Source organism: Lacisediminihabitans profunda (genome assembly GCF_008040105.1).
Classification (GTDB): Bacteria; Actinomycetota; Actinomycetes; order Actinomycetales; family Microbacteriaceae; genus Lacisediminihabitans; species Lacisediminihabitans profunda.
In genome coordinates this window covers 680,230-698,325 of record NZ_VRMG01000005.1, presented here as the reverse complement: position 1 = coordinate 698,325, position 18,096 = coordinate 680,230, and the positions used below count along the sequence as shown (strand labels likewise).

The following is an 18,096-nucleotide window of genomic DNA, read 5'->3' as shown; positions in this document are numbered from 1 at the left end:
ACCAGCCGGGCGCTCAGTGCGGCAGCAACTCGTCTTCGACGAAGGTGCGGCGCCCCACCAGCACGGCAGGAACCGCGCAGGCCAGGACCGTGGCCAGCAGCAGGAGAAGCGGGGCCGTCCACGAGCCGGTCACCGAGTGCAGGATTCCCACCAGCAGCGGACCGAGAGCGCCGATCGAATAGCCGATGCCCTGCACGAATCCGCTCAGGACCACCGATCCCTCGTGGCTGCGGCTGCGCAGGTTGATGAGCGTGAGGCACGCGGGGAAGAGCAGCGGACCGGCCCCGACGAGCGCCACCCAGAGCCAGGTGAGGGTCGAGGGCGCGAGCAGGAGCCCCAGGTAGCCGATCACGAAGGCCGCGAGACCCGCGAGCATGAGCCCCCTCACATTGTGCAGCCGGATCACGAGCACCGGCACGATGAGCGCGGCCGGCAGACCCATGATGCCGAAGAGCGCAAGCAGGGCTCCGGCGTTGATGCGACTGACGCCGGCCGAGTCGACGAGAAGTTGCGGCAGCCAGGCGAACACCGCGTAGGCGTGGAAGGAGGGCAGGCCGAAGACGACCGCCAGTGTCCACGCGGTCGGCGACCGCCAGATACTGCCCGACAGCCGCTCGTGCGGCGGCTCAACATCGCTCTCGAGCGCGGCCTTCTCCCGCCGGTGCTGCACGATCACCACGACCCACGGCACGAGGCTGCCGAGCGCCAGCACCGACCAGACCGCGAGCGACAGCCGCCATCCTCCGCTGTCGGCGATCGGCGCGGAGACGAGCGCGGGAACCGAGGCGCCGAGAGACATCACCGTGACGTACAGCGACGTGACGAGGCCGATCTGGTCGGGGAAGTACCGCTTGACGATCGGCGGCAGCAGCACGTTGCCGACTCCGGCTCCCGCGAGGGCCAGAACGCTGCCGACGAGCAGCACCGGGTACGACGTGGCGGCCGCGCGCAGCAGATGCCCGGCGATCATCGACACGATCGCGATCGCCAGTAGTCGTTCGAGCCCGACCTTGCGGGCCCCGTAGGCGCCGAAGATGCCGGAGAGGGCGAAGGCGATGGGCGGCACCATGCCGATGATGCCGAGCGCCACGGCGCCGAGAGGCACGTCGGCCCCGATCTGCGCGGCGATCGGCGAGATCGCGGCGACGGCGGTGCGCAGGTTCAGCGCCACGAGTACGATGCCGAGCAGAGCCATGCTGCGACCGGCCCACAGGGGCACGGGGCGGGTGTCGGTCATTGTCCCCATCCTATAGATGAGGCGTAGCGTGGGAGGCGGGAGGCAGGCATGCCGGATATCGCGCGGTATCTTCCGCTCAGCCACCGGTCGGGCGACGACGAGACCGCCGTCACGGGCGACTGGCGGCCGCACATCGCCGCCGGGCTGGTGCGCATCGCCGACCTGCTCGACGGGCTGACTCCCGAGCAGTGGGCCACGCCGAGCCTCTGCGCGGGCTGGAGCGTTCGGGATGTCGCCGGCCACCTCCTCTGGCGCCTCGGTCCCACCCGCCGGCTCGTGCGCGACGGGCTGAGGGCAGTGCGCCCGGGCACGCTCACCCCCGACCGCATCATCGATGCGGTCAGCCGCGAGAGCGCCACCGCACCGACAGCCGAGCTCGTGCGGCGGCTGCGCGAGTCGGCCGCCGCCTACGCGGCCGGGCAGGGACGCAAGTCGGTGCACGAGCTCACCGAGGTCGTGGTGCACGGCTACGACCTCGCCGTGCCGCTCGGCCTCGATCCTTCGTTTTCTCCCGTGGAGACGGGCGCCGTCGCCATCGCCCGTGCCGCCGGGGGCCCGGCCGCCACGAGGGCGATCGTGCGTGCGCGCACCCTCACGGCCTCCGACGACCGCTGGAGCGTCGGACGCGGGCCGACCACCGAAGCGCCGGCCAGGTCCATCATCCTGGTCCTGTTCGGGCGCGTCACGACGCTCTGAACGACGGTGCGCCTCGAGGCGCACCCGGGGAACGAACAAGCCCCCGTGATCGCACTGATCACGGGGGCTCTCTGTGGATCCAAGGGGATTCGAACCCCTGACCCCCTGCATGCCATGCAGGTGCGCTACCGGGCTGCGCCATGGACCCAAGAAACGTGCTGTTTCTCGGCAAAACGCCTGATCACTCGAGACATCTCGGAACCGGGTGTCGTGGTTGTTCGAGTATAGCGGAAGGTTCTCGGGACGTCTGGCGGGGCCTCCCGGAAGGGGAATATCGCCCCGCTCGACGGCGAGAGCCGGACTCAGGCCCCCTTGAACACCACTGTCGACATCAGCCAGATCGTGCCAGCCTTCGTGGTCGCACCCGCGCTCGGCGTGGCGCCCACCGCGGTCGGCTGGTCCTCGACGAGCAGGTCCATGTCGGTCACGTTGCTGATCGTCGCGCGAGGCGTGAAGCCAGAACTGGCGACCGGCGTCACCCCGAACCCGGAATCGGCATAGAAGCCGAGCGCGAGGCCCGCGGTGGTCGCCGCCGGAGTCGCGCCGGAGACCACCGTGCCGGCCGCCGCGGCGGTTCCGGTCGCCGTCTTGGAGACGTCGACCGCCCCCGCGCCGGACACCGCGGACAGCCCGGAGTATTCGAGCGCCGCGATCCCGATATCCGCGGCCTTCGAGGTCGTGACGGTGATGGTCGGCTTCGTTCCGCCACCCGCGGTGATGGGCGCGGTCCACACGCTCTCCTCGGTCGCATCCGAGGCGGTGAAGTGCAGGACTTCGGTGTAGGTGTTCCCGGCCGAATCGGTCACCGTGCTCGCCGTTGCGTTCGTCGAGGACCAGACCCCCACCTCGACGATGATCCGATCGCCCGTCGTGATCGCAGCGGGGAGGACAGCCGTCCGTGTCGCGGAGTTTGCCCCATGTGCCGTGATGCTTTGGACGAACTTCGGCGCGGAAGTGGCGGAATTGGGGGTCGCGGAGTTCGACGGCGCACTCGCCGGACCGGTGCCAATCGCGTTGGTCGCAGACACGGTGAACGTGTAGGTCACGCCGTTGGTGAGCCCGGTGATCGTCGCCGATGTCGCAGGCGGCGACCCGCTCACCGTGGTCGCGGGCTGGGCGATGCCCGCGACATACGGAGTGACCGTGTAACTCGTAATGGCCGACCCGCCATTGCTTGGAGCCGTCCAGGTCACGGTGGCCTGCGCATTTCCGGCGGTTGCGGCGACTCCGGTCGGAGCGGCGGGCGCCGTGAGCGCAGTCGGCGTGACGGAGTTCGACGGCGCGGAGGGGGACCCGGTGCCGATCGCATTCGTCGCTGCCACGGTGAAGGTGTACGTCACCCCGGCCGTGAGCCCCGTGACGGTGGCTGTCGTGGCCGGCGGTGCCCCGTTGATCGTCGTCGGGGTCTGCGCCGTCCCGCCGACGTAGGGGGTCACCGTGTAGGAGGTGATCGGGGAGCCACCGTCCACCGGTGCCGCCCACGAAACCGTCGCCTGCCCGACCCCGGCCGTCGCGGCCACTCCGGTCGGGGCGCCCGGTGCGGTGGCGGCCGCGGAGCTGATGTGCACCATCGATGCCACCGACGGCACGCCGCTGCCGTTCACGATGAACATCATGTAGTCCCCGGGCGGGGCGATCGCGGCAGAGCCGGGCGCGGTGACCGACAGGCTGGAACTTCCGGCGGTGAAGGTCAGCGGAACGAAGTGCTGCCCCATGTCGGCCTGGTGGGTGTCCGCAGCGAGGGAAACCAGATTGACGGCGGAGATGCTCGCCGCGTCCGGGGTGTTGACGGTGATGGTGCCGCCGTAGGACGCCGACGTGGTGGCTGATCCGATGGTCGGTCTCGCACCGCTGAGGAGGTAGGACGGGGTGTAGACCTGCGCCGAGTACTGGCCGGGATTGGTGAGCGAGTCCTCGTGTCCGCCCCCGGCCACCAGAACCCGGCCGTCGGGCATCAGGACGGCCGTCGAGTGGTAGTTGCGGGCCGCGGTCATCGACGCGCCGGTGGTCCAGGTCTCGGTCGAGGGATCCCAGATCTCGGTCGACAGTACGCCGGACGTCACGTTGGTCTGATCGCTGCTCTGTTCACCGCCGACCGCGAGAACCTTGCCATCGGCGAGCATGGTCAGGGTGTGATAGACGCGCGCGGTGTTCATCGAGGCCGTCTGGCGCCAACCAGGCGTGGCGGCGGAGGTATCGATGACGGCCGTGGTCGCGGACGCCGCCGTCGTCGTGAGGACGCTGGGTGCTCCGCCGCTGTAGAGGATCTTGCCAGGGCGGTACATCACGGCGGACCCGTTCACGACGCCGCTCGCCCCGACGGGAGTCCAGTTCTGTGCGTTCACGTCGAGGACGTAGGAGACGTCCTCCGACGGTCCCATCGCGAAGACCTTTCCGTTGAGCATCAGGTACGAGAAGGGATACTCCTCCTCATGGATCTGCGATGTGTTGACCCCGCTGAGCAACGTCCACTTGTTGGTGGCCGGGTCGTAGACCTCGGGAGTGTCCGCCCAGTGGCTTGCGTCGGTCGAATTCCCGCTGATGGCCACGTACCGGCCATCGGACAATTGAAGCAACGATGGGTACCAGCGCGGAAGATTCATGTTCGCCGCCGTGGTCCAGGCGGTTGTGGCCGGGTCGAAGATCGAGGTCGTCGTGATCCCGAGGCTGCCGAATCCGCCGGCGACCAGCACCCGTCCATCGGGTAGGTGAGATACGCCGGAACAGAAGATGCTGGCCGGCGCGTTGACGGTGGTGAAAGTGTTGGTGACGGGATCCCACACCATCGTCGGAGTGGGGCTCTGCCATCCGTCGAAGATGAGGTACTTCCCGGTCTTCAACGCGACGTTGGTGATCGCGACGAGCGGCCAGGTCTGCAGTGCGCCCCATTGGCCCTGGGAGGTGCTGGCCGGGGTCACGCTGTTGGAAGGCGCGGAAGCCGGTCCCGTTCCGACCGAGTTGGTCGCGGAGACGGTGAAGGTGTACGCCGTCCCGTTGGTGAGTCCGACGATGGTCGCCGTCGTGGCGGGCGGCGCTCCGGTCACCGTTGTCGCGGGCTGCGCAGTGGTGCCGATGTAGGGGGTCACGGTGTAGGCGCTGAGTGGCGAGCCGCCGTTGCTTGGCGCGGTCCAGGAAACGGTCGCCCGGCTGTCGCCGGCCGTGGCAGTCACTCCGGTGGGAGCCCCGGGCGTGAGCGGTGCTGTTCCCGCCGCGCTCGCGAAGACCACAGTCGACATCAACCAGATCGTGTTCGCTGACGTGCCGGCGCCGGCATTGGGGGTTGACCCGGCGGAGACGACCTGGTCTTCGACAAGGAGGTCCATGTCCGCCGCACCCGCGATCGAAGCCCGCTTGGTGAACCCCGTCGATGGCGTCGGGGTGCTGCCGAAACCGGAGTCTGCGTAGAAACCGATGGCCAGTCCGTTGACCGTCGTCGGCGGTACCGCTCCGGAGAAGACGGTCGTGGCCGCCGTCGTCGTGCCGGTGGCACCCTTGGAGACGTCGACAGCACCGATGCCGGCTGTCGTGGACAGACCCGAGTATTCGAGCACCGCCACCCCCATGTCTGCGCTCGACGTGCTGGTCGCGGTGATGGTCGGTTTGGTTCCGCCGCCGGCGGTGATCGGCGCCGTCCAGATGCTCTCCTCATCGCCGTCGGGACCGGTGAACCGCAGCACGCTCGTGTAGGTGTTTCCCGCCGAGTCGGTCACCGAGGACGCGGTCGGATGATTGGCTGCCCAGATGCTGACCTCGACGACGATCCGATCGCCGGAGGCAACGGCAGAGGCGAGCGTGACAGACCTCGTCGTCCCGCTGCCGTGACCGACGGCTTGCTGCACGAACGCCACTGGGGGCGCCGGCGACGGCGTTATCGCGTTCGATGGTGATGACGGAGTGCCGGAACCGAGAGAGTTTGTCGCGGTAACGGTGAACGTGTAGGTGGTCCCATTGGTCAGGCCGGTGACCGTCAGCGTCGTCGCGGGCGGCGTCCCGGTGATGGTGGTCGACGGCTGCGCGGTTGTGCCGACATAGGGGGTGATCGTGTAGGCGGTGATCGGTGAGCCGCCGTCGCCGGGAGCGGTCCACGACACCGTGGCCTGACCGTTGCCACCGATTGCGGTCACGGACGTGGGCGCGCCTGGCGGTGTCGGCGCGCTCGGTGTGACGCTGTTGGACGCAGTCGAGGCCGGGCCGGTTCCCACGCTGTTCGTGGCCGACACCCTGAAGGTGTACGCGGTGCCGTTGGTCAGCCCCGTGATGGTGGTCGACGTCGCCGGCGGGGAGCCGGCGATGGTCGTCGGCGTGAGCGCTGTCGTTCCCGCGTATGGCGTGATGGTGTACGAAGTTATGGGCGCGCCGCCGGACGCGGGCGCGGTCCACGACACGGTGGCCTGGCCGTTGCCTGCGGCCGCGTTGACCCCTGTCGGCGCTGCCGGTGCCGTCGGCTGCGATCCGGTCAGGGCAACGTCGTCGAGGTACATCCAGGTGTCGTCCGGCGGGCTGGACGCGTCCTCGTGGACGTTGAACCAGAGGACGACGGTCTGCCCGGCGTAGGCGCTGGTGTTGAAAGTGACCTGCGTCCACGTTCGGGCATTGCTGTTGCCCTTGAACACCGACGCCAACGTGGCGCCAGCGGTGGTGCGGATCTGCGCCTCTTGCCAGTCAAAGACACACCCCGACCCCGAACACAGTGTGTCGGTGGTGGCCGGCCAGTACCAGAAGCTCAATGAACTGGTGCCGCTCGGCACGGAGACGGTCTGGCTGAGCCAACCGTCGCCGCCGGGTTCGGTGCCGGAGACGACACCGAGCAGGGCCGATCCGGTGCCGGAGTGCACCGTCGCGGTGCTGGCACTCGACGGTGGTACGCCGCCCGTGGTCCACAACGTGATTCCCGATTCGAAGCCTCCGTTCTGAACGGACGAGGCGCTGACCGACGGCGTGACGGTATTCGATGCCGCCGAGGCCACTCCTGACCCATTGGGATTCGACGCAGTCACCGTGAAGGTGTATGGCGTCCCGTTGGTCAGCCCGGTGATGACGGTAGAGGTGGCTGGAGGGTTGCCGGTGACAGTACTCGCCGCCTGAGGTGTTGTCCCGACGTACGGGGTGATCGTGTAGGTCGTGGTGGCCCCGGTGCTCGGGGCACTCCAGCTGACCCCGGCCGAGGCGTTGCCGGCGGTGGCAACCACATTGGTGACTTGGCCCGGCGCGGGCGAGGGTGAGAATGCGAGGTCGACCCAGTAGTTCTCGCCGTTGAAGGAATTGCTGGGGAAGGTCGTCGAGCTGGTGTACGCGTACACACCGTTCGGATTCGACGCGGTCGAGCGCAACGCGTGCAGCGGCGGACTGTCGAGGCTGTCGTTGCCGTCTGGCTCCGGGGCAGGAGCGTTGTACATGTAGGCCTCGTCCTGCGAGTAGTGACCCACGGGAGCGAAGTAGGACACCACATAGGTCGCCCCGGGACTGATCGCGATGGGTTGCGCGAACTGGGCTTGCTGCCATCCCGAGGCGGTCTCACCGGTGAACGTCACCCGGCCGAGGAGTTGCCCGGTCGAGGTCCAGAGGTTCCCGACGTGGGTGCCGGTGTTCGTGGTCGCCTTGAAGAATCGGATGCCGCTGACCGTGCCGAACGTGTCGGTCGTGAACTTCACGCCGACCTCGATCGCACTGCCATCCTTGGAGTCGACCCCGCCGGGCGTCACGGCTGTCCCCCAGATCGAGCACGGACAGGACACGTTGACCGTGGTCGAAGGGCCCGGCGTCTCGAGGTTGCCGCTGTCGTCGGTGGCCCGCACGAGGATTGTCGCGATCGGGCTGCCGTGGGCAATCCACGAGTAGTTCCAGCTCGTTGTTCCCTTCGCCGGATGCCAGGTCTTTCCCCCGTCGGTGGAAACCTCCACGCCGGCCACGGTCCCGCCCCCGGCGTCGGTCGCGGTGCCGGAGATCGTCGTCGCCGCGCCGTCCGCGAGAATCGTCCCGGCCGCGGGAGACGTCACCCTCGATGTCGGCGGGGTGGTGTCCGTCGAAGCCGCCGCCGCAATCAGGTTCGAGGCGAGAGAGGCGGGTTGGTCGCCCATGTCCGCCAACAGATTCACGGTTGCCTGCTGCATGTTCTTGTCAGTCGCGCGACCGGTCGTCGCGTTGTCCAGACCCCATGACCATTGGACGGTTCCGGCACCGAAGACCAGGGCACCGCTCGCGGCGCGGTACTCGGTGAGATGGTGAGTCGCTGTTCTTCCCGACGCAACGTTCGTGCCGTAGTCGACGAATACCTCCGCGTTGGTCGAGGTAGTCGCGGACAGGTCGAACAGGCCGGCCGGGCGGGCGCCGTTGTCGGCGTCCTCGTCCCATTCGTAGCCCAGCGTTCCCAGTCCGGACCCGAGGGTCAGGCTCTGTCCGGCGCTCAGCCCAGCCACTGCGGTGTTGCGCCACAGCCGCAGCGAGGCGTACTGCGCCGGCACCTGGATGTCCGTCGTACCCGCGTTGACGATGAAGAACTGCCCGGTGAGGGCATTCTCCGGCCGGCCTCCGTCGGCGGGTGGACTGAACCGGGGATCGCGCCACGTCCCGGTCCACGTCGACGGGTCCTGCGGATCCGTGGGCGCGTCGAAGTGTGTCTCCTTGTAGGACACCAGCGTGCGTCCCGGAGTCTTCGAGCTATCCGCGCTCGGCTCCCAGCGCGTCTTCCAGAACACCTCGTTGCCGCTGAAGAAGGCCAGGTTCACCCCGTGGGCTCGCGCAGACTCCACGCTGGCACGCTGGTCCCCGGACCAGTACTCGTCGTGGCCGACGGAGACGAACGTCTTGTGGTTGGTCAGCAAAGCGCCGCGGGTGGCGACGTCCAGTCCGCTGATGTAGCTGAGGTCGTATCCGTTCGACTCGAGCCAGCGAATCATCGGGTACTCGGTGTACATCAGCCAGCTTCGGCCGGAGTCGTCGAGCGACGTGTGGAACGGCCGGTTGTAGGACACCTTGTACGCCGCCTTGTACCCTCCAGGGTTTCCCGGCGGGCAGGCTACGGTGCAGCTGTACAGGCTGTTGCCGCCGTAGGTGTTGTAGGCCTGCCAGGTCTCGTCGCTGGTCTGGACGACCATGTCGCTGGTGCTCGCATCGTTGCGAACGACGAACGGGATGAGGCTGCTGCCACCAGTGTCATTGCGCACCAGGTGAGCGAGATACACCCCCGATACGGCGGTTACGGGGACCGGCCAACTCGCGGACACCGCCCAGTTGCCGCAGTCGATGAGACCCGTGCTGGAGTCGGTCAGGCAGGCGGGCTGACTCTGCGGCAGGATCGCCGAGGGCACCAGCCCGGCGGCAACCTTGCGCGCGCCGTTGCCCTGGTAGTACCCCATCCGGAGGATGTCGATGTGATAACTCGACGCCGGAGTGCTGATCTTGAAGGACACCGTCTCGCCGATGTTCACGCTCATCGAGGTCGCATAGCCCTGGATTGTCGCGTCTCCGGCCCCGGACACCTGCCAGTCGCTCGCCGGGTCGCCGGGGAGCGCGTTCTCACAGGTGACGGCATTCCCGGATCCGCAGCTGCTCGCCGCGTCGACGGGCGACGCGACCACGACGAGATGCAGGAGTACCGCACCAGTCGCCCAGGCCAGCGTTGCGGCCAGCCACCGCCGCGACCGCCGCGATCGTGCGCCGCCAGAGCTTGATGAACCAATCATCGAATCGCTTTCGATTGCCCCCGCGACCCCCGCAGATGCGTCGGCGCCCGCCCGGCGCCGGAAGAGAAACTAGGCCTCGATGCGAGACACCACGGTCTCACCCAGCACGCCGAGCGTCCGAGTGTTGGTGACGCCGAAGGAGACGACGACCTCCTGGCGCTTCGGTGAGGCAAGCCAGTGATCCGGGTCCTTCACGTTGTGGCGGGCGATGACGGCTGGCATGGCGGGTCCTCTCGAAGGGGCCAGCGGTCCGCGGACCCATTAGAGCGGACGTTACTAGTCGTTCCGGCCCTAAGCAAGAGGCTTTTCGCGTCTTAATCCCGCTCGGGGTGAGAGCAACCCGCAAGGCGTTCCGCTTGAGGAGCATTGACGTCGCCATTCCGCGACTCCGGAGCATCGCCACGAGCCACGAGGCACCGAGCCGGACAGGTCCATTCGCGGGCACCTCCGAGGCGAGCCTGAAGCCCCGCGAGCCGCGGCCCTGGTCGTGCAATTTGTGGATGCTCTGGGCGGTGAAGCCGAGTCGGGAGGCAAGATCTGGCGCGCTGAAGTGGCAAATAGATGGCGAACAGCAATCTCTCATCCCTCATTCAAGATTCCGGAATGGCCCTCTGACGTCGAGTTCGCTGGATCCAAGGGATTCGAACCCTGACTAGCCGCACTCAGCAGATTGACGCGCCTACATCATGTGTATCGGGCGTTCGCCCTTCAGGTCGACTGAGCCGCGAACCGACAATCACAAATCGCTGCAGCCACCCATTCTGATATCGGACCGCAGCTGTGGCGCGATAGAACATGTGAGATCTCTCACTTTTCCTGAGCCAAGGACAGATCTAGATTGTTGGTGACAAAACGGACGGATCCAGGGAGGCGGAAATGAAAGCACTGTGGTCATCAATTCAGGGCGATCCCATCTTCATGAGACGCGTCAACGGGTGGTTGACCCTGTTTTGGATCGCCATGATCCCCATTTCTCTCCTGACCCATTGGGTGAACAGCGTTGTGTATGTCTCCGCCCTGTCGTTGTGGGCGCTCGTCTCCGGCCACTGGTCGGCGTGGCAGGCAGCCCGAGTTGAGGTTAAGCAGGAGGAGGAGGCGAACCTGAGGGCCGCAGAGGATCTCCCCGGCGCGGTGGTGAAGGAGGTCATCAACAAAACCACCCTGGAAGAAGCGCCCTAGCCGGCTGTTCACCCCCTGCACCCGATACCGCAGGAGTATGGGTGCAGCGGGCGAGAAGCGGGGGCTGCGGGATTCGGTGTCATGCTCGACGGGCGCGCGCACACTCCCCCGAACACCCGAGAGTGCCAGAAGAGTGCGCTGAAGGGGCGAATCAATGGAGAACGGCCATCCCTGATCCCTTGTTCAGGATTCAGAAATGGCCGTCTGACCAAGGACTTTGGTGGATCCAAGGGGATTCGAACCCCTGACCCCCTGCATGCCATGCAGGTGCGCTACCGGGCTGCGCCATGGACCCAAGCCGCCCCACCCTCCAACTGAGTTGGTGAGCCGGACAACTTGTCTAGATTACTACAGATCGCCCGCGATAAAACACGCGCGAGAGTCGACCGTGTCGGGACGCCCTATTTCGCGACCGGGACGACGAGGCCACCCCACGTCTTCTCGATGTATTTCTGGGTCGCGGCGGAGGTGAGCAGCTTGTACAACTCGAGCACGCGCGGGTCCTTCTCAAGCTTCTTCGAGGTGGCGAGCACGTTGTAGTACGGGCTGTCGCTGCCCTCGATGAGAATCGCCTGCTTGGCCGTCAGGCCGGCCGGCAGCGCGAAGGAGATCGTGACGAAGGCCGCATCCACATCTGGAAGCGAACGCGCGAGTGTCGCGTTGTCGATCTCCACGAAATCGAACTTCGACGGGTTTGCGGTGATGTCCGCGAGCTTCGTCGGGTTGGCGCCGACCGTGATGAGCTTCTTCGCCGCCAGGATCTTGAGGGCGCGGCCCTCGTTTGTCGGGTCGCTCGGAACCGCGATCTTCGCACCCTTGCCGAGCTTCTTGAGGCTCGAGATCTTGTCGCTGTAGAAGGCGGCGCTCGGCAGGTAGACCTCCCCGGCGCTCACCAGGGTGGACTTGGTCGCCGTGTTATAGGTCTGCAGAAAGGTGCTGTTCTGGAAGAGGTTTGCGTCGATCGATCCGTCGCCGAGCGCGGTGTTCGGCGTGTTGTAGTCGGTGAACGGAGTGAACGTGATCGTGAGACCGGCGTCCGCCGCGAGATTGTCCGAAACGTACTTGAGGATGTCGCCGGCCGGGGTCTGCAGCGCGCCGACGTTGATGGTGCCGAGGCTCTTCACCGTCGCGCTCGTGGCCGGCGCTGTCGTGGAGCACGCGGTGAGGGCGACGGCGAGGGCGACGACCGCTCCGGCGGCGGCGAAGCGGGTGGGGATATTCATGCGGTTATTCCTTCGGTGTGGTGGTTGGTTCAGATGCTTTGCTGCCGGGTGCCCGGAGCAAGAATCCCGCGCAGCCCGGGTTGCGGAAGCGAGGCGTGGCTGAGTCGGCGAGCGATCGCGGCGGCCGCCGTGGCGATCAGCTGCACGATGACGAAGATGATGACGACGACGACGAGCACGTAGGTGGGACTGAAGGCCTGGTAGCCGTAGCGGAAGGCGACGTCGCCGAGGCCGCCACCGGCCACGACACCCACCATCGCGGAGAAGTTGATGATCGAGGTGATGGTCGTCGCGAGCCCGAGCACGATGCTCGGCAGCGCCTCGGGGATGAACACCTTGCGCACGATCTGCGCCCGCGTCGCGCCGAGCGACTGGGCCGCCTCGGTGAGCCCCGGGTCGATCTCCTTGAGCGCGATCTCCACCATCCTCGCGAAGAACGGGATGGCGACTATCGACAGGGGAACAATCGCCGCCGTGGTGCCGATGAAGGTGCCGACGACGAGTCGAGTGAGGGGAATGATCGCGATCATCACGATGATGAACGGGATGGAACGGCCCAGATTGACGACGAAGTCGAGCACGCGGTTTGTCGCCACCCCCACGGCTCGCGATCCGAAGGGCGCGTCGAAGAGTCCTCCGCGTTCCGTGCCGACGAGCGCGATGCCGAGCGGGAGTCCGACGAGGATGGTCACCGCCAGGGCGACTCCCACCATGTAGAGGGTCTGGCCGGTGCCGACCATGACAACCCCCAACAGGTTCTGCCAAAAGCCCGGTGTGCTCGGATCGATCATCGGTTCCCCTCCCCCACAACCTCGACGAGAAGTCCCTGCGAGCGGAGGTCGTCGATCGCCGCTCGCGCGCCGGCGGCCGACCCGGGGATCTGCAGCCGCGTGCGCCCGGCCTGATTGCCGCCGATGGTCTCGATCACGGCGCCGAGGATGCTCACGTCGAGTCCGTGGTTGCGCGAGAGCTGCGCGATCACCGGGCGGTCGGCGGAGCCTCCGCTGAAGGTGATCTCGATCACGGTGCTCCCGGCGTGCCTGGGCACCGGCCCCAGGGGGAACAGATCGCGGGCGAGCCGGGAACCCGCGGTCGAAATCAACGACACGAGCGGCCCCTGTTCCACGATGCGGCCCGCCTCGAGCAACGCGGCCGAGTCGCACACGGTCTTCACGACGTCCATCTCGTGGGTGATCAGCAGCACCGTGAGGCCCAGTTCGCGATTGATGGTTCGCACGAGCTCGAGGATGGATCGGGTCGTCTCCGGGTCGAGGGCGGATGTCGCCTCGTCGGAGAGGAGCACCCGGGGATTCGCGGCGAGGGCGCGGGCGATTCCCACCCGTTGCTTCTGTCCCCCGGAGAGCTGGGTCGGGTACACGCCCGCCTTCGCCGTGAGCCCCACGAGGTCGAGGATCTCGTCTGCACGCCGGCGACGCTCGCGACGCTCGGCGCCGGTCACCTCGAGGGCGAGCTCGACGTTGCCGCGGACCGTGCGGCTGGAAAGCAGGTTGAAGTGCTGGAAGATCATGCCGATCCTGCGTCGCTCGACGCGCAGTTCGGCGTCGGAGAGCGAGGTCAACTCGCGCTCGTTGACGGTGATCGTTCCGGAGTCCGGCCGTTCGAGGAGGTTCACCGATCGGATCAGTGTGCTCTTGCCTGCGCCACTCTGGCCGACGACACCGAAAATCTCGCCATCGGCGACCTCGAGGTCGACCCGATCGAGTGCGATCACCGCCGACGGACCACTGCCGAAGGACTTGCTGACGTTCTGGAGGGAGATCATCGAAACCGCATCGCTCGCGAAAGGGAAGCCACACGACGATGAGCGACACGAAAAGGGGCTGCACACGGCAGCCCACCCAGTCTGCCAAGGACGCGGCCGGCCGACAAATCGGTGTTACCGATTGCGTCGGACTAGCCGCGTTCGGCGATGAGCCTCCCGCGCAAGGAGCGCATCGCCCAGACGGCCGCGCGCAGCTCCTGCAGGTGGTGCCGGGGCAGGAACGGCTGGCTGTACTCGCCGAGGTCGCTGGCCGAGGCGCTCACCCCCACGGCCTCTACCCCGAGGCCGTGCTCGACCCCCAGTATCTCCACCGCTGCGGCGCCCTGGTACGGCACGTAGACCGGCGTGGTCACGAGAAGCACCGACAGTTCGGATGCCGCCCGCCGTTCGCGCGCCCAGAAGCGGTAGGTGTCCACGGAGTTGGCCCGCCGTGACGGGTCCGCCGACGGAGCGGCGATCACGCTCAGCCGCGCACCGGGCGTCGACCACGAGTATTCGCGCCAGGACAGGTGGGGGTTGTCGGTCATCCGCTCCTGCACCTCCGGTTCACCGAGCGGCCCGAAGGCGAGTTCCATGCCGCCCACCATGGCGGCGACCTCGTCGCTCCCCCGCACCCCGAGCGCCGTCGCGAGTTCGATCTCGTCGCCCGCGAAGGCGCGGAATCCGCCGAGGAACACCACGTGACCGACCTCGAGCCCTCGGTCGAGCAGCTCGGCAACGAACCGGGGCTTCACGATGCCCGCCCGCACCATGCCGCCGGTCATCAGCACGGTATCGTAACGCCGCCCGGAGGGCCGCTCCCGCCCGGCGAGGCCGAGAGCACTGGCTCGGGCGCGGATCAGGGCATCCTGCTCGGGAGTGAGGGTGACTTGCTCGGCGAGGTTGCGTTCCCGGCCTGCTCGGAAGTCCCAGTGCTCCGCCGAGAAGGCCTCGAGGTAGTCCAGCAGGCGGTCGTCCGGCAGAGCCGCCGTCGAGCCGCCGAAGGCCGCCACGAGTTCGGCGAGCGCGGCGCTCCCCGCCCACGAGTCGATCACCGCGAGGGCGCGTGCCCGGTCATCCGGAGCGCGCCGCCACGACGGAAGCTCGAGCGGGCCGTCCGTCACGGGTCTATCGTTCGGGTGCTACTCGGCGGTCTCGCGCACTGGAACGGTGATCGGGATGGCCGGGCAGTCTTTCCAGAGACGCTCGAGCGAGTAGTACATGCGGTCTTCCTCGTGGAAGACGTGCACCACGAGGTCGCCGAAGTCGAGCAGGATCCAGCGGCCCTCCGCGCGACCCTCGCGGCGCAACGGCTTCGCCCCGTGCTCGATGAGCTTGTCTTCGATCTCACTCGCGATGGCGATCACGTTGCGCTCGTTGCGACCGGTGGCGAGCAGGAAGATGTCGGTCAGCGGAAGCGGACCTGACACGTCGAGCGCTACGAGGTCTTCCGCCTGCTTGGAGTCGGCGGCCGCGGCGGCAATCTGAAGCAGTTCGCGGGCATGGTCGGTCGCAGTCACAGGGTCCTATCGGATGGGAGGCAAGAAGGGGATGTCACGGGTTTAGAAGATCTTGAAGATCATTCCGACCACGAACAGAACGACGACGCCGACGGCCATGACCGCGGCCGAGACGGCGAGCACGATGGGCAGGCGGCTGTCGCCCTTGGGCTTCTTCGCGCTGATCACCGCGCCGGACGAGGTGTGGGTGCTCACGGCGCGAATGGCACGAACCGGAGCGGAGTCCGGGTGGTCGGAGTCCTCGCGGTCGTCGGCCTCGAGCAGCGCGTCCACGTCGGAGTGGTCGTAGCGCGCGGGGTGGACGCCGGTGGTGCCCATGCTGCTCGGGAGGTTGATCGAACCGGTGATGAGAATCTCACCGGTGCTTCCGAGCGGGCTCAGGATGTCGTCCGCCGTGGGAATGGACGGCAGAACGAGGGCGCTCGTGGTGATCGCACCGCTCGTCGCGCCGACGTTGCGGCTGAACGTGTTCTCCTGCACCTGCTCGTCGTCGTCGATCGACGCCTGGGTGGACCAGTGGCCGACGGGCGGCGAATACGAGGCGGCGGTGTCGACCTCGGCGGGCCGGGCCTCCGATGCCGGCTGCTGCGCTGCCGGAGCCTGAGCTGGCGAAGCGGGTGCGGGAGCCGCAGACTGGGGCACGACTATCTGCGGTGCCTTGGTCGCCGGGAAGGCGGCGAGCCAGGCGGCCGGTGCCGGCGTCTGCTCGACGGGCGCGGCGGGTTCGGGCGCCTCGAGCAGCGGCTCGGGCTCGAGCTGGGCGACGAACGGCTCTGGCACGTCGGCCACCGGGGCGTTGAACAGCAGCTCCTCGAACTTGAAACTCGCAGGCGAGTCGGCGAACGACCTCGGCGCGTCGGCCGGAACCGGCGCGTCGTGCGCGACTGCCGGGGCGTCATCCGCGGCCTGCTCGTCGGCGATCGCATCGAACCAGTTGCCGGCAGACGACTCCGGCTCGATGGTGGCCTCGACGACATGGTCGTCGGCTGGCGCCTCGAGGTGCAGGCTGGGCTGCTCGGCGAAACTCGGCGACGCGACGTACACGGTTGGCTGCTGCGGCGGCTCGACCAGGATTGGCGGCTCGGTCACCGGGGGTGCCGCGCTGACGGGCGGGGTGGCACTCACCGGAGCAGCGGTGGGCTGCGCCTCGATCGGGTCGATGCCCTCTGGAGCGGTGTTGCGGATGCGTTCGCGCAGGCGGGGCGCCTCGCTGTGCTCCCGCGACGGCGCGTCCTCCACCGGGCGGAGCGCGCCGCTCTGCTCGAGGGCCCGCATCTCACGTCGGGTCATCGTGCGCTCTGGTGCGGCTTCGTAGCGCGGTGCGGGGTCAGGCACGGGCGGTGGCGACGAGGCGAGGGACGACGGCAGCGCACCCAGCGTGTGATAGTCGAGTTCGACCGGAGTCGCTCCGGGAGCGACCGGCGCCGACCACGATGTCGCCGCGGGGAAGGACGAACGGCGCCCGTCCGGGCTGAAGTCGCGTACCCGGTAGCTCGACGGCGGGGTCTGGTCGACCGGCGTGTCGCCGTCGGCACCTGCCGTGTCACCCTCCGAACCGGGCACGGCGGATGATGCCGCCGGGGATTCGGGGACGGCAGAGATCGAGCGGCTGCGGAACGATGGTCCGTCGTAGCTCGGCACCTGGGGGCGTGCCGGAGTGGGGTAGTCGTTCTGGGGAGAGGCGGATTCCTGGCCCGGTTCCTGCGAGCGGCGACCGGCTACGGGAGGGGTCGACGAAGGATCGGGCGTCGCTGACGCATCGTCCTGCGGTGCGGGGCGACGGGCATCCGCGTCCCACCCTTCCCGGGGAAAGGCCCCAACCGGGGGCTGTTCTTCGGGCATTTGGGCAAGGCTCAGTTGCGTGTCGGCCGCGTCTGCGCGCTCGTTTTGCCGAACCTGTCGCCTGCTAATAGGCGGCTCATCGTGCCAGGCTGTCATGTAAGACTCCGATACAAGTGATGTTTGGAGATGTATTGAACAACACCATCGGGGACCAAATACCACACCGGGAAACCCCGGCTTACCCGGCTGCGACAATCAGTGGAGGAGATCGCCAGCGCGGGCACTTCCAGCAAGCTTACGTCCGACTCCGGTAAACCGGAAATGGAGAGCTGGTGGCCAGGTCGTGTCACGGCCACAAAGTGAGCGAGTGACCACAGTTCCCGCACGTCTTTCCAGTCGAAGATCTGGGCGATCGCGTCGGCGCCGGAGATGAAGAACAGTTCGGCATCCGGGTGCTGGGCGTGCAGGTCCCGCAGCGTGTCGATGGTGAACGTTGGACCTTCGCGGTCGATGTCCACCCGGCTCACGGTGAACCGCGGGTTGGAGGCCGTGGCGATCACGGTCATCAGATAGCGGTGCTCGCTCGAGGTGGCGCCGGGCTTCTGGTACGGCTGCCCGGTGGGCACGAAGATGACCTCATCGAGGCCGAAGGACTGCGCGACCTCACTCGCGGCCACGAGGTGGCCATGGTGGATGGGGTCGAACGTGCCACCCATGACGCCGATTTTAAGGCGCCGCTGCGCAGTGTCGACCACGAGTGAAGCTAGTGGTGGTCGGTTCCGTGGGCGGAGGCCGAAGCATCGACCTTGTGACTGTGACGGTTGGCGACGTCGCGGTAGGTATAGACGACGAACGCGAGCGCGGCGAAGACGACGACGGCGATCAGCGGAAAGACCCACGCCGGAAAGAACAGCTCAATCTTGGCCTCTGCGGCCGCCAGAACAATCGTGCTTAGCAACGCCATCCACCCATCTTCGTTCGGTCCCAACTAGAGCAGCCTAGCAATCGGCGGCTG

The 18,096-nt window shown here is 67.5% G+C and carries 13 protein-coding genes and 2 tRNA genes; 2 read left to right on the top strand and 13 right to left on the bottom strand.

The features are described from left to right. Positions 1–13: 13 nt before the first annotated feature. On the bottom strand, positions 14–1,237 hold the full coding sequence (locus FVP33_RS07820) for an MFS transporter (RefSeq protein ID WP_147783030.1): 1,224 nt from the start codon (positions 1,235–1,237) through the stop codon (positions 14–16). Between the two features lie 48 nt (positions 1,238–1,285). Here FVP33_RS07820 and FVP33_RS07815 point away from each other — a divergent pair, with 48 nt between their 5' ends. Further along, entirely contained in the window at positions 1,286–1,933 is a 648-nt protein-coding gene (locus FVP33_RS07815) for a maleylpyruvate isomerase family mycothiol-dependent enzyme (RefSeq protein ID WP_147783029.1), read from the top strand. A 74-nt stretch (positions 1,934–2,007) separates the two neighbouring features. On the opposite strand, the gene FVP33_RS07810 is transcribed toward FVP33_RS07815, so the two are convergent. The 3 genes from FVP33_RS07810 to FVP33_RS19465 all read right to left on the bottom strand — a co-directional run bounded on the left by FVP33_RS07810 (position 2,008) and on the right by FVP33_RS19465 (position 9,837). After that, positions 2,008–2,081: transfer RNA gene (locus FVP33_RS07810), tRNA-Ala, on the bottom strand. A 154-nt stretch (positions 2,082–2,235) separates the two neighbouring features. Beyond that, positions 2,236–9,615: a N,N-dimethylformamidase beta subunit family domain-containing protein gene (locus FVP33_RS07805; protein ID WP_147783028.1), complete on the bottom strand. Its 7,380-nt coding sequence runs from the start codon at positions 9,613–9,615 to the stop codon at positions 2,236–2,238. A 69-nt stretch (positions 9,616–9,684) separates the two neighbouring features. Further along, positions 9,685–9,837, bottom strand: coding sequence for a hypothetical protein (locus tag FVP33_RS19465; protein ID WP_187270616.1), 153 nt, complete (start codon positions 9,835–9,837; stop codon positions 9,685–9,687). Between the two features lie 654 nt (positions 9,838–10,491). Here FVP33_RS19465 and FVP33_RS07800 point away from each other — a divergent pair. Further along, the gene (locus tag FVP33_RS07800; RefSeq protein ID WP_147783027.1) at positions 10,492–10,794 is read left to right on the top strand and encodes a hypothetical protein; all 303 of its coding nucleotides are present in this window, start codon (positions 10,492–10,494) and stop codon (positions 10,792–10,794) included. Positions 10,795–11,012: 218 nt separating this feature from the next. Here FVP33_RS07800 and FVP33_RS07795 read toward each other — a convergent pair. The 9 genes from FVP33_RS07795 to FVP33_RS07755 form a co-directional block, all read right to left on the bottom strand. Continuing rightward, positions 11,013–11,089, bottom strand: a tRNA-Ala gene (locus tag FVP33_RS07795). A 106-nt stretch (positions 11,090–11,195) separates the two neighbouring features. Beyond that, complete coding sequence (locus FVP33_RS07790; protein WP_147783026.1) at positions 11,196–12,017, bottom strand: MetQ/NlpA family ABC transporter substrate-binding protein; 822 nt, start codon at positions 12,015–12,017, stop codon at positions 11,196–11,198. Positions 12,018–12,046: 29 nt separating this feature from the next. Then, positions 12,047–12,808, bottom strand: a complete 762-nt coding sequence (locus tag FVP33_RS07785) for a methionine ABC transporter permease (RefSeq protein ID WP_147783025.1) — start codon at positions 12,806–12,808, stop codon at positions 12,047–12,049. Next, positions 12,805–13,800, bottom strand: a complete 996-nt coding sequence (locus FVP33_RS07780) for a methionine ABC transporter ATP-binding protein (RefSeq protein ID WP_147783024.1) — start codon at positions 13,798–13,800, stop codon at positions 12,805–12,807. The genes FVP33_RS07785 and FVP33_RS07780 overlap by 4 nt, the downstream gene beginning before the upstream one ends. A 131-nt stretch (positions 13,801–13,931) precedes the next feature. Beyond that, on the bottom strand, positions 13,932–14,903 hold the full coding sequence (locus tag FVP33_RS07775; protein WP_147783023.1) for a hypothetical protein: 972 nt from the start codon (positions 14,901–14,903) through the stop codon (positions 13,932–13,934). An 18-nt stretch (positions 14,904–14,921) separates the two neighbouring features. Beyond that, positions 14,922–15,299 carry a ribosome silencing factor gene (gene rsfS / locus FVP33_RS07770; RefSeq protein WP_147783022.1) on the bottom strand — a complete coding sequence of 126 codons (378 nt, stop codon included), beginning with the start codon at positions 15,297–15,299 and terminating at the stop codon, positions 14,922–14,924. Positions 15,300–15,341: 42 nt separating this feature from the next. Further along, complete coding sequence (locus FVP33_RS07765) at positions 15,342–17,141, bottom strand: hypothetical protein (RefSeq protein ID WP_147783021.1); 1,800 nt, start codon at positions 17,139–17,141, stop codon at positions 15,342–15,344. 92 nt (positions 17,142–17,233) lie between these two features. Next, the gene (gene nadD / locus FVP33_RS07760; protein WP_147783020.1) at positions 17,234–17,836 is read right to left on the bottom strand and encodes a nicotinate-nucleotide adenylyltransferase; all 603 of its coding nucleotides are present in this window, start codon (positions 17,834–17,836) and stop codon (positions 17,234–17,236) included. Between the two features lie 8 nt (positions 17,837–17,844). Further along, positions 17,845–18,045 carry a hypothetical protein gene (locus FVP33_RS07755; RefSeq protein WP_147783019.1) on the bottom strand — a complete coding sequence of 67 codons (201 nt, stop codon included), beginning with the start codon at positions 18,043–18,045 and terminating at the stop codon, positions 17,845–17,847. Between the last annotated feature and the right edge of the window lie 51 nt (positions 18,046–18,096).

What these genes read in the sequence shown, in the direction of transcription:
- FVP33_RS07755 (WP_147783019.1), bottom strand. Translation starts at nt 18,045, where the DNA reads ATGGCGTTGCTAAGCACGATTGTTCTGGCGGCCGCAGAGGCCAAGATT.
- FVP33_RS07800 (WP_147783027.1), top strand. Translation starts at nt 10,492, where the DNA reads ATGAAAGCACTGTGGTCATCAATTCAGGGCGATCCCATCTTCATGAGA.
- FVP33_RS07815 (WP_147783029.1), top strand. Translation starts at nt 1,286, where the DNA reads ATGCCGGATATCGCGCGGTATCTTCCGCTCAGCCACCGGTCGGGCGAC.
- FVP33_RS07820 (WP_147783030.1), bottom strand. Translation starts at nt 1,237, where the DNA reads ATGACCGACACCCGCCCCGTGCCCCTGTGGGCCGGTCGCAGCATGGCT.
- FVP33_RS07780 (WP_147783024.1), bottom strand. Translation starts at nt 13,800, where the DNA reads ATGATCTCCCTCCAGAACGTCAGCAAGTCCTTCGGCAGTGGTCCGTCG.
- FVP33_RS07785 (WP_147783025.1), bottom strand. Translation starts at nt 12,808, where the DNA reads ATGATCGATCCGAGCACACCGGGCTTTTGGCAGAACCTGTTGGGGGTT.
- FVP33_RS07790 (WP_147783026.1), bottom strand. Translation starts at nt 12,017, where the DNA reads ATGAATATCCCCACCCGCTTCGCCGCCGCCGGAGCGGTCGTCGCCCTC.
- FVP33_RS07765 (WP_147783021.1), bottom strand. Translation starts at nt 17,141, where the DNA reads ATGCCCGAAGAACAGCCCCCGGTTGGGGCCTTTCCCCGGGAAGGGTGG.
- FVP33_RS19465 (WP_187270616.1), bottom strand. Translation starts at nt 9,837, where the DNA reads ATGCCAGCCGTCATCGCCCGCCACAACGTGAAGGACCCGGATCACTGG.
- FVP33_RS07805 (WP_147783028.1), bottom strand. Translation starts at nt 9,615, where the DNA reads ATGATTGGTTCATCAAGCTCTGGCGGCGCACGATCGCGGCGGTCGCGG.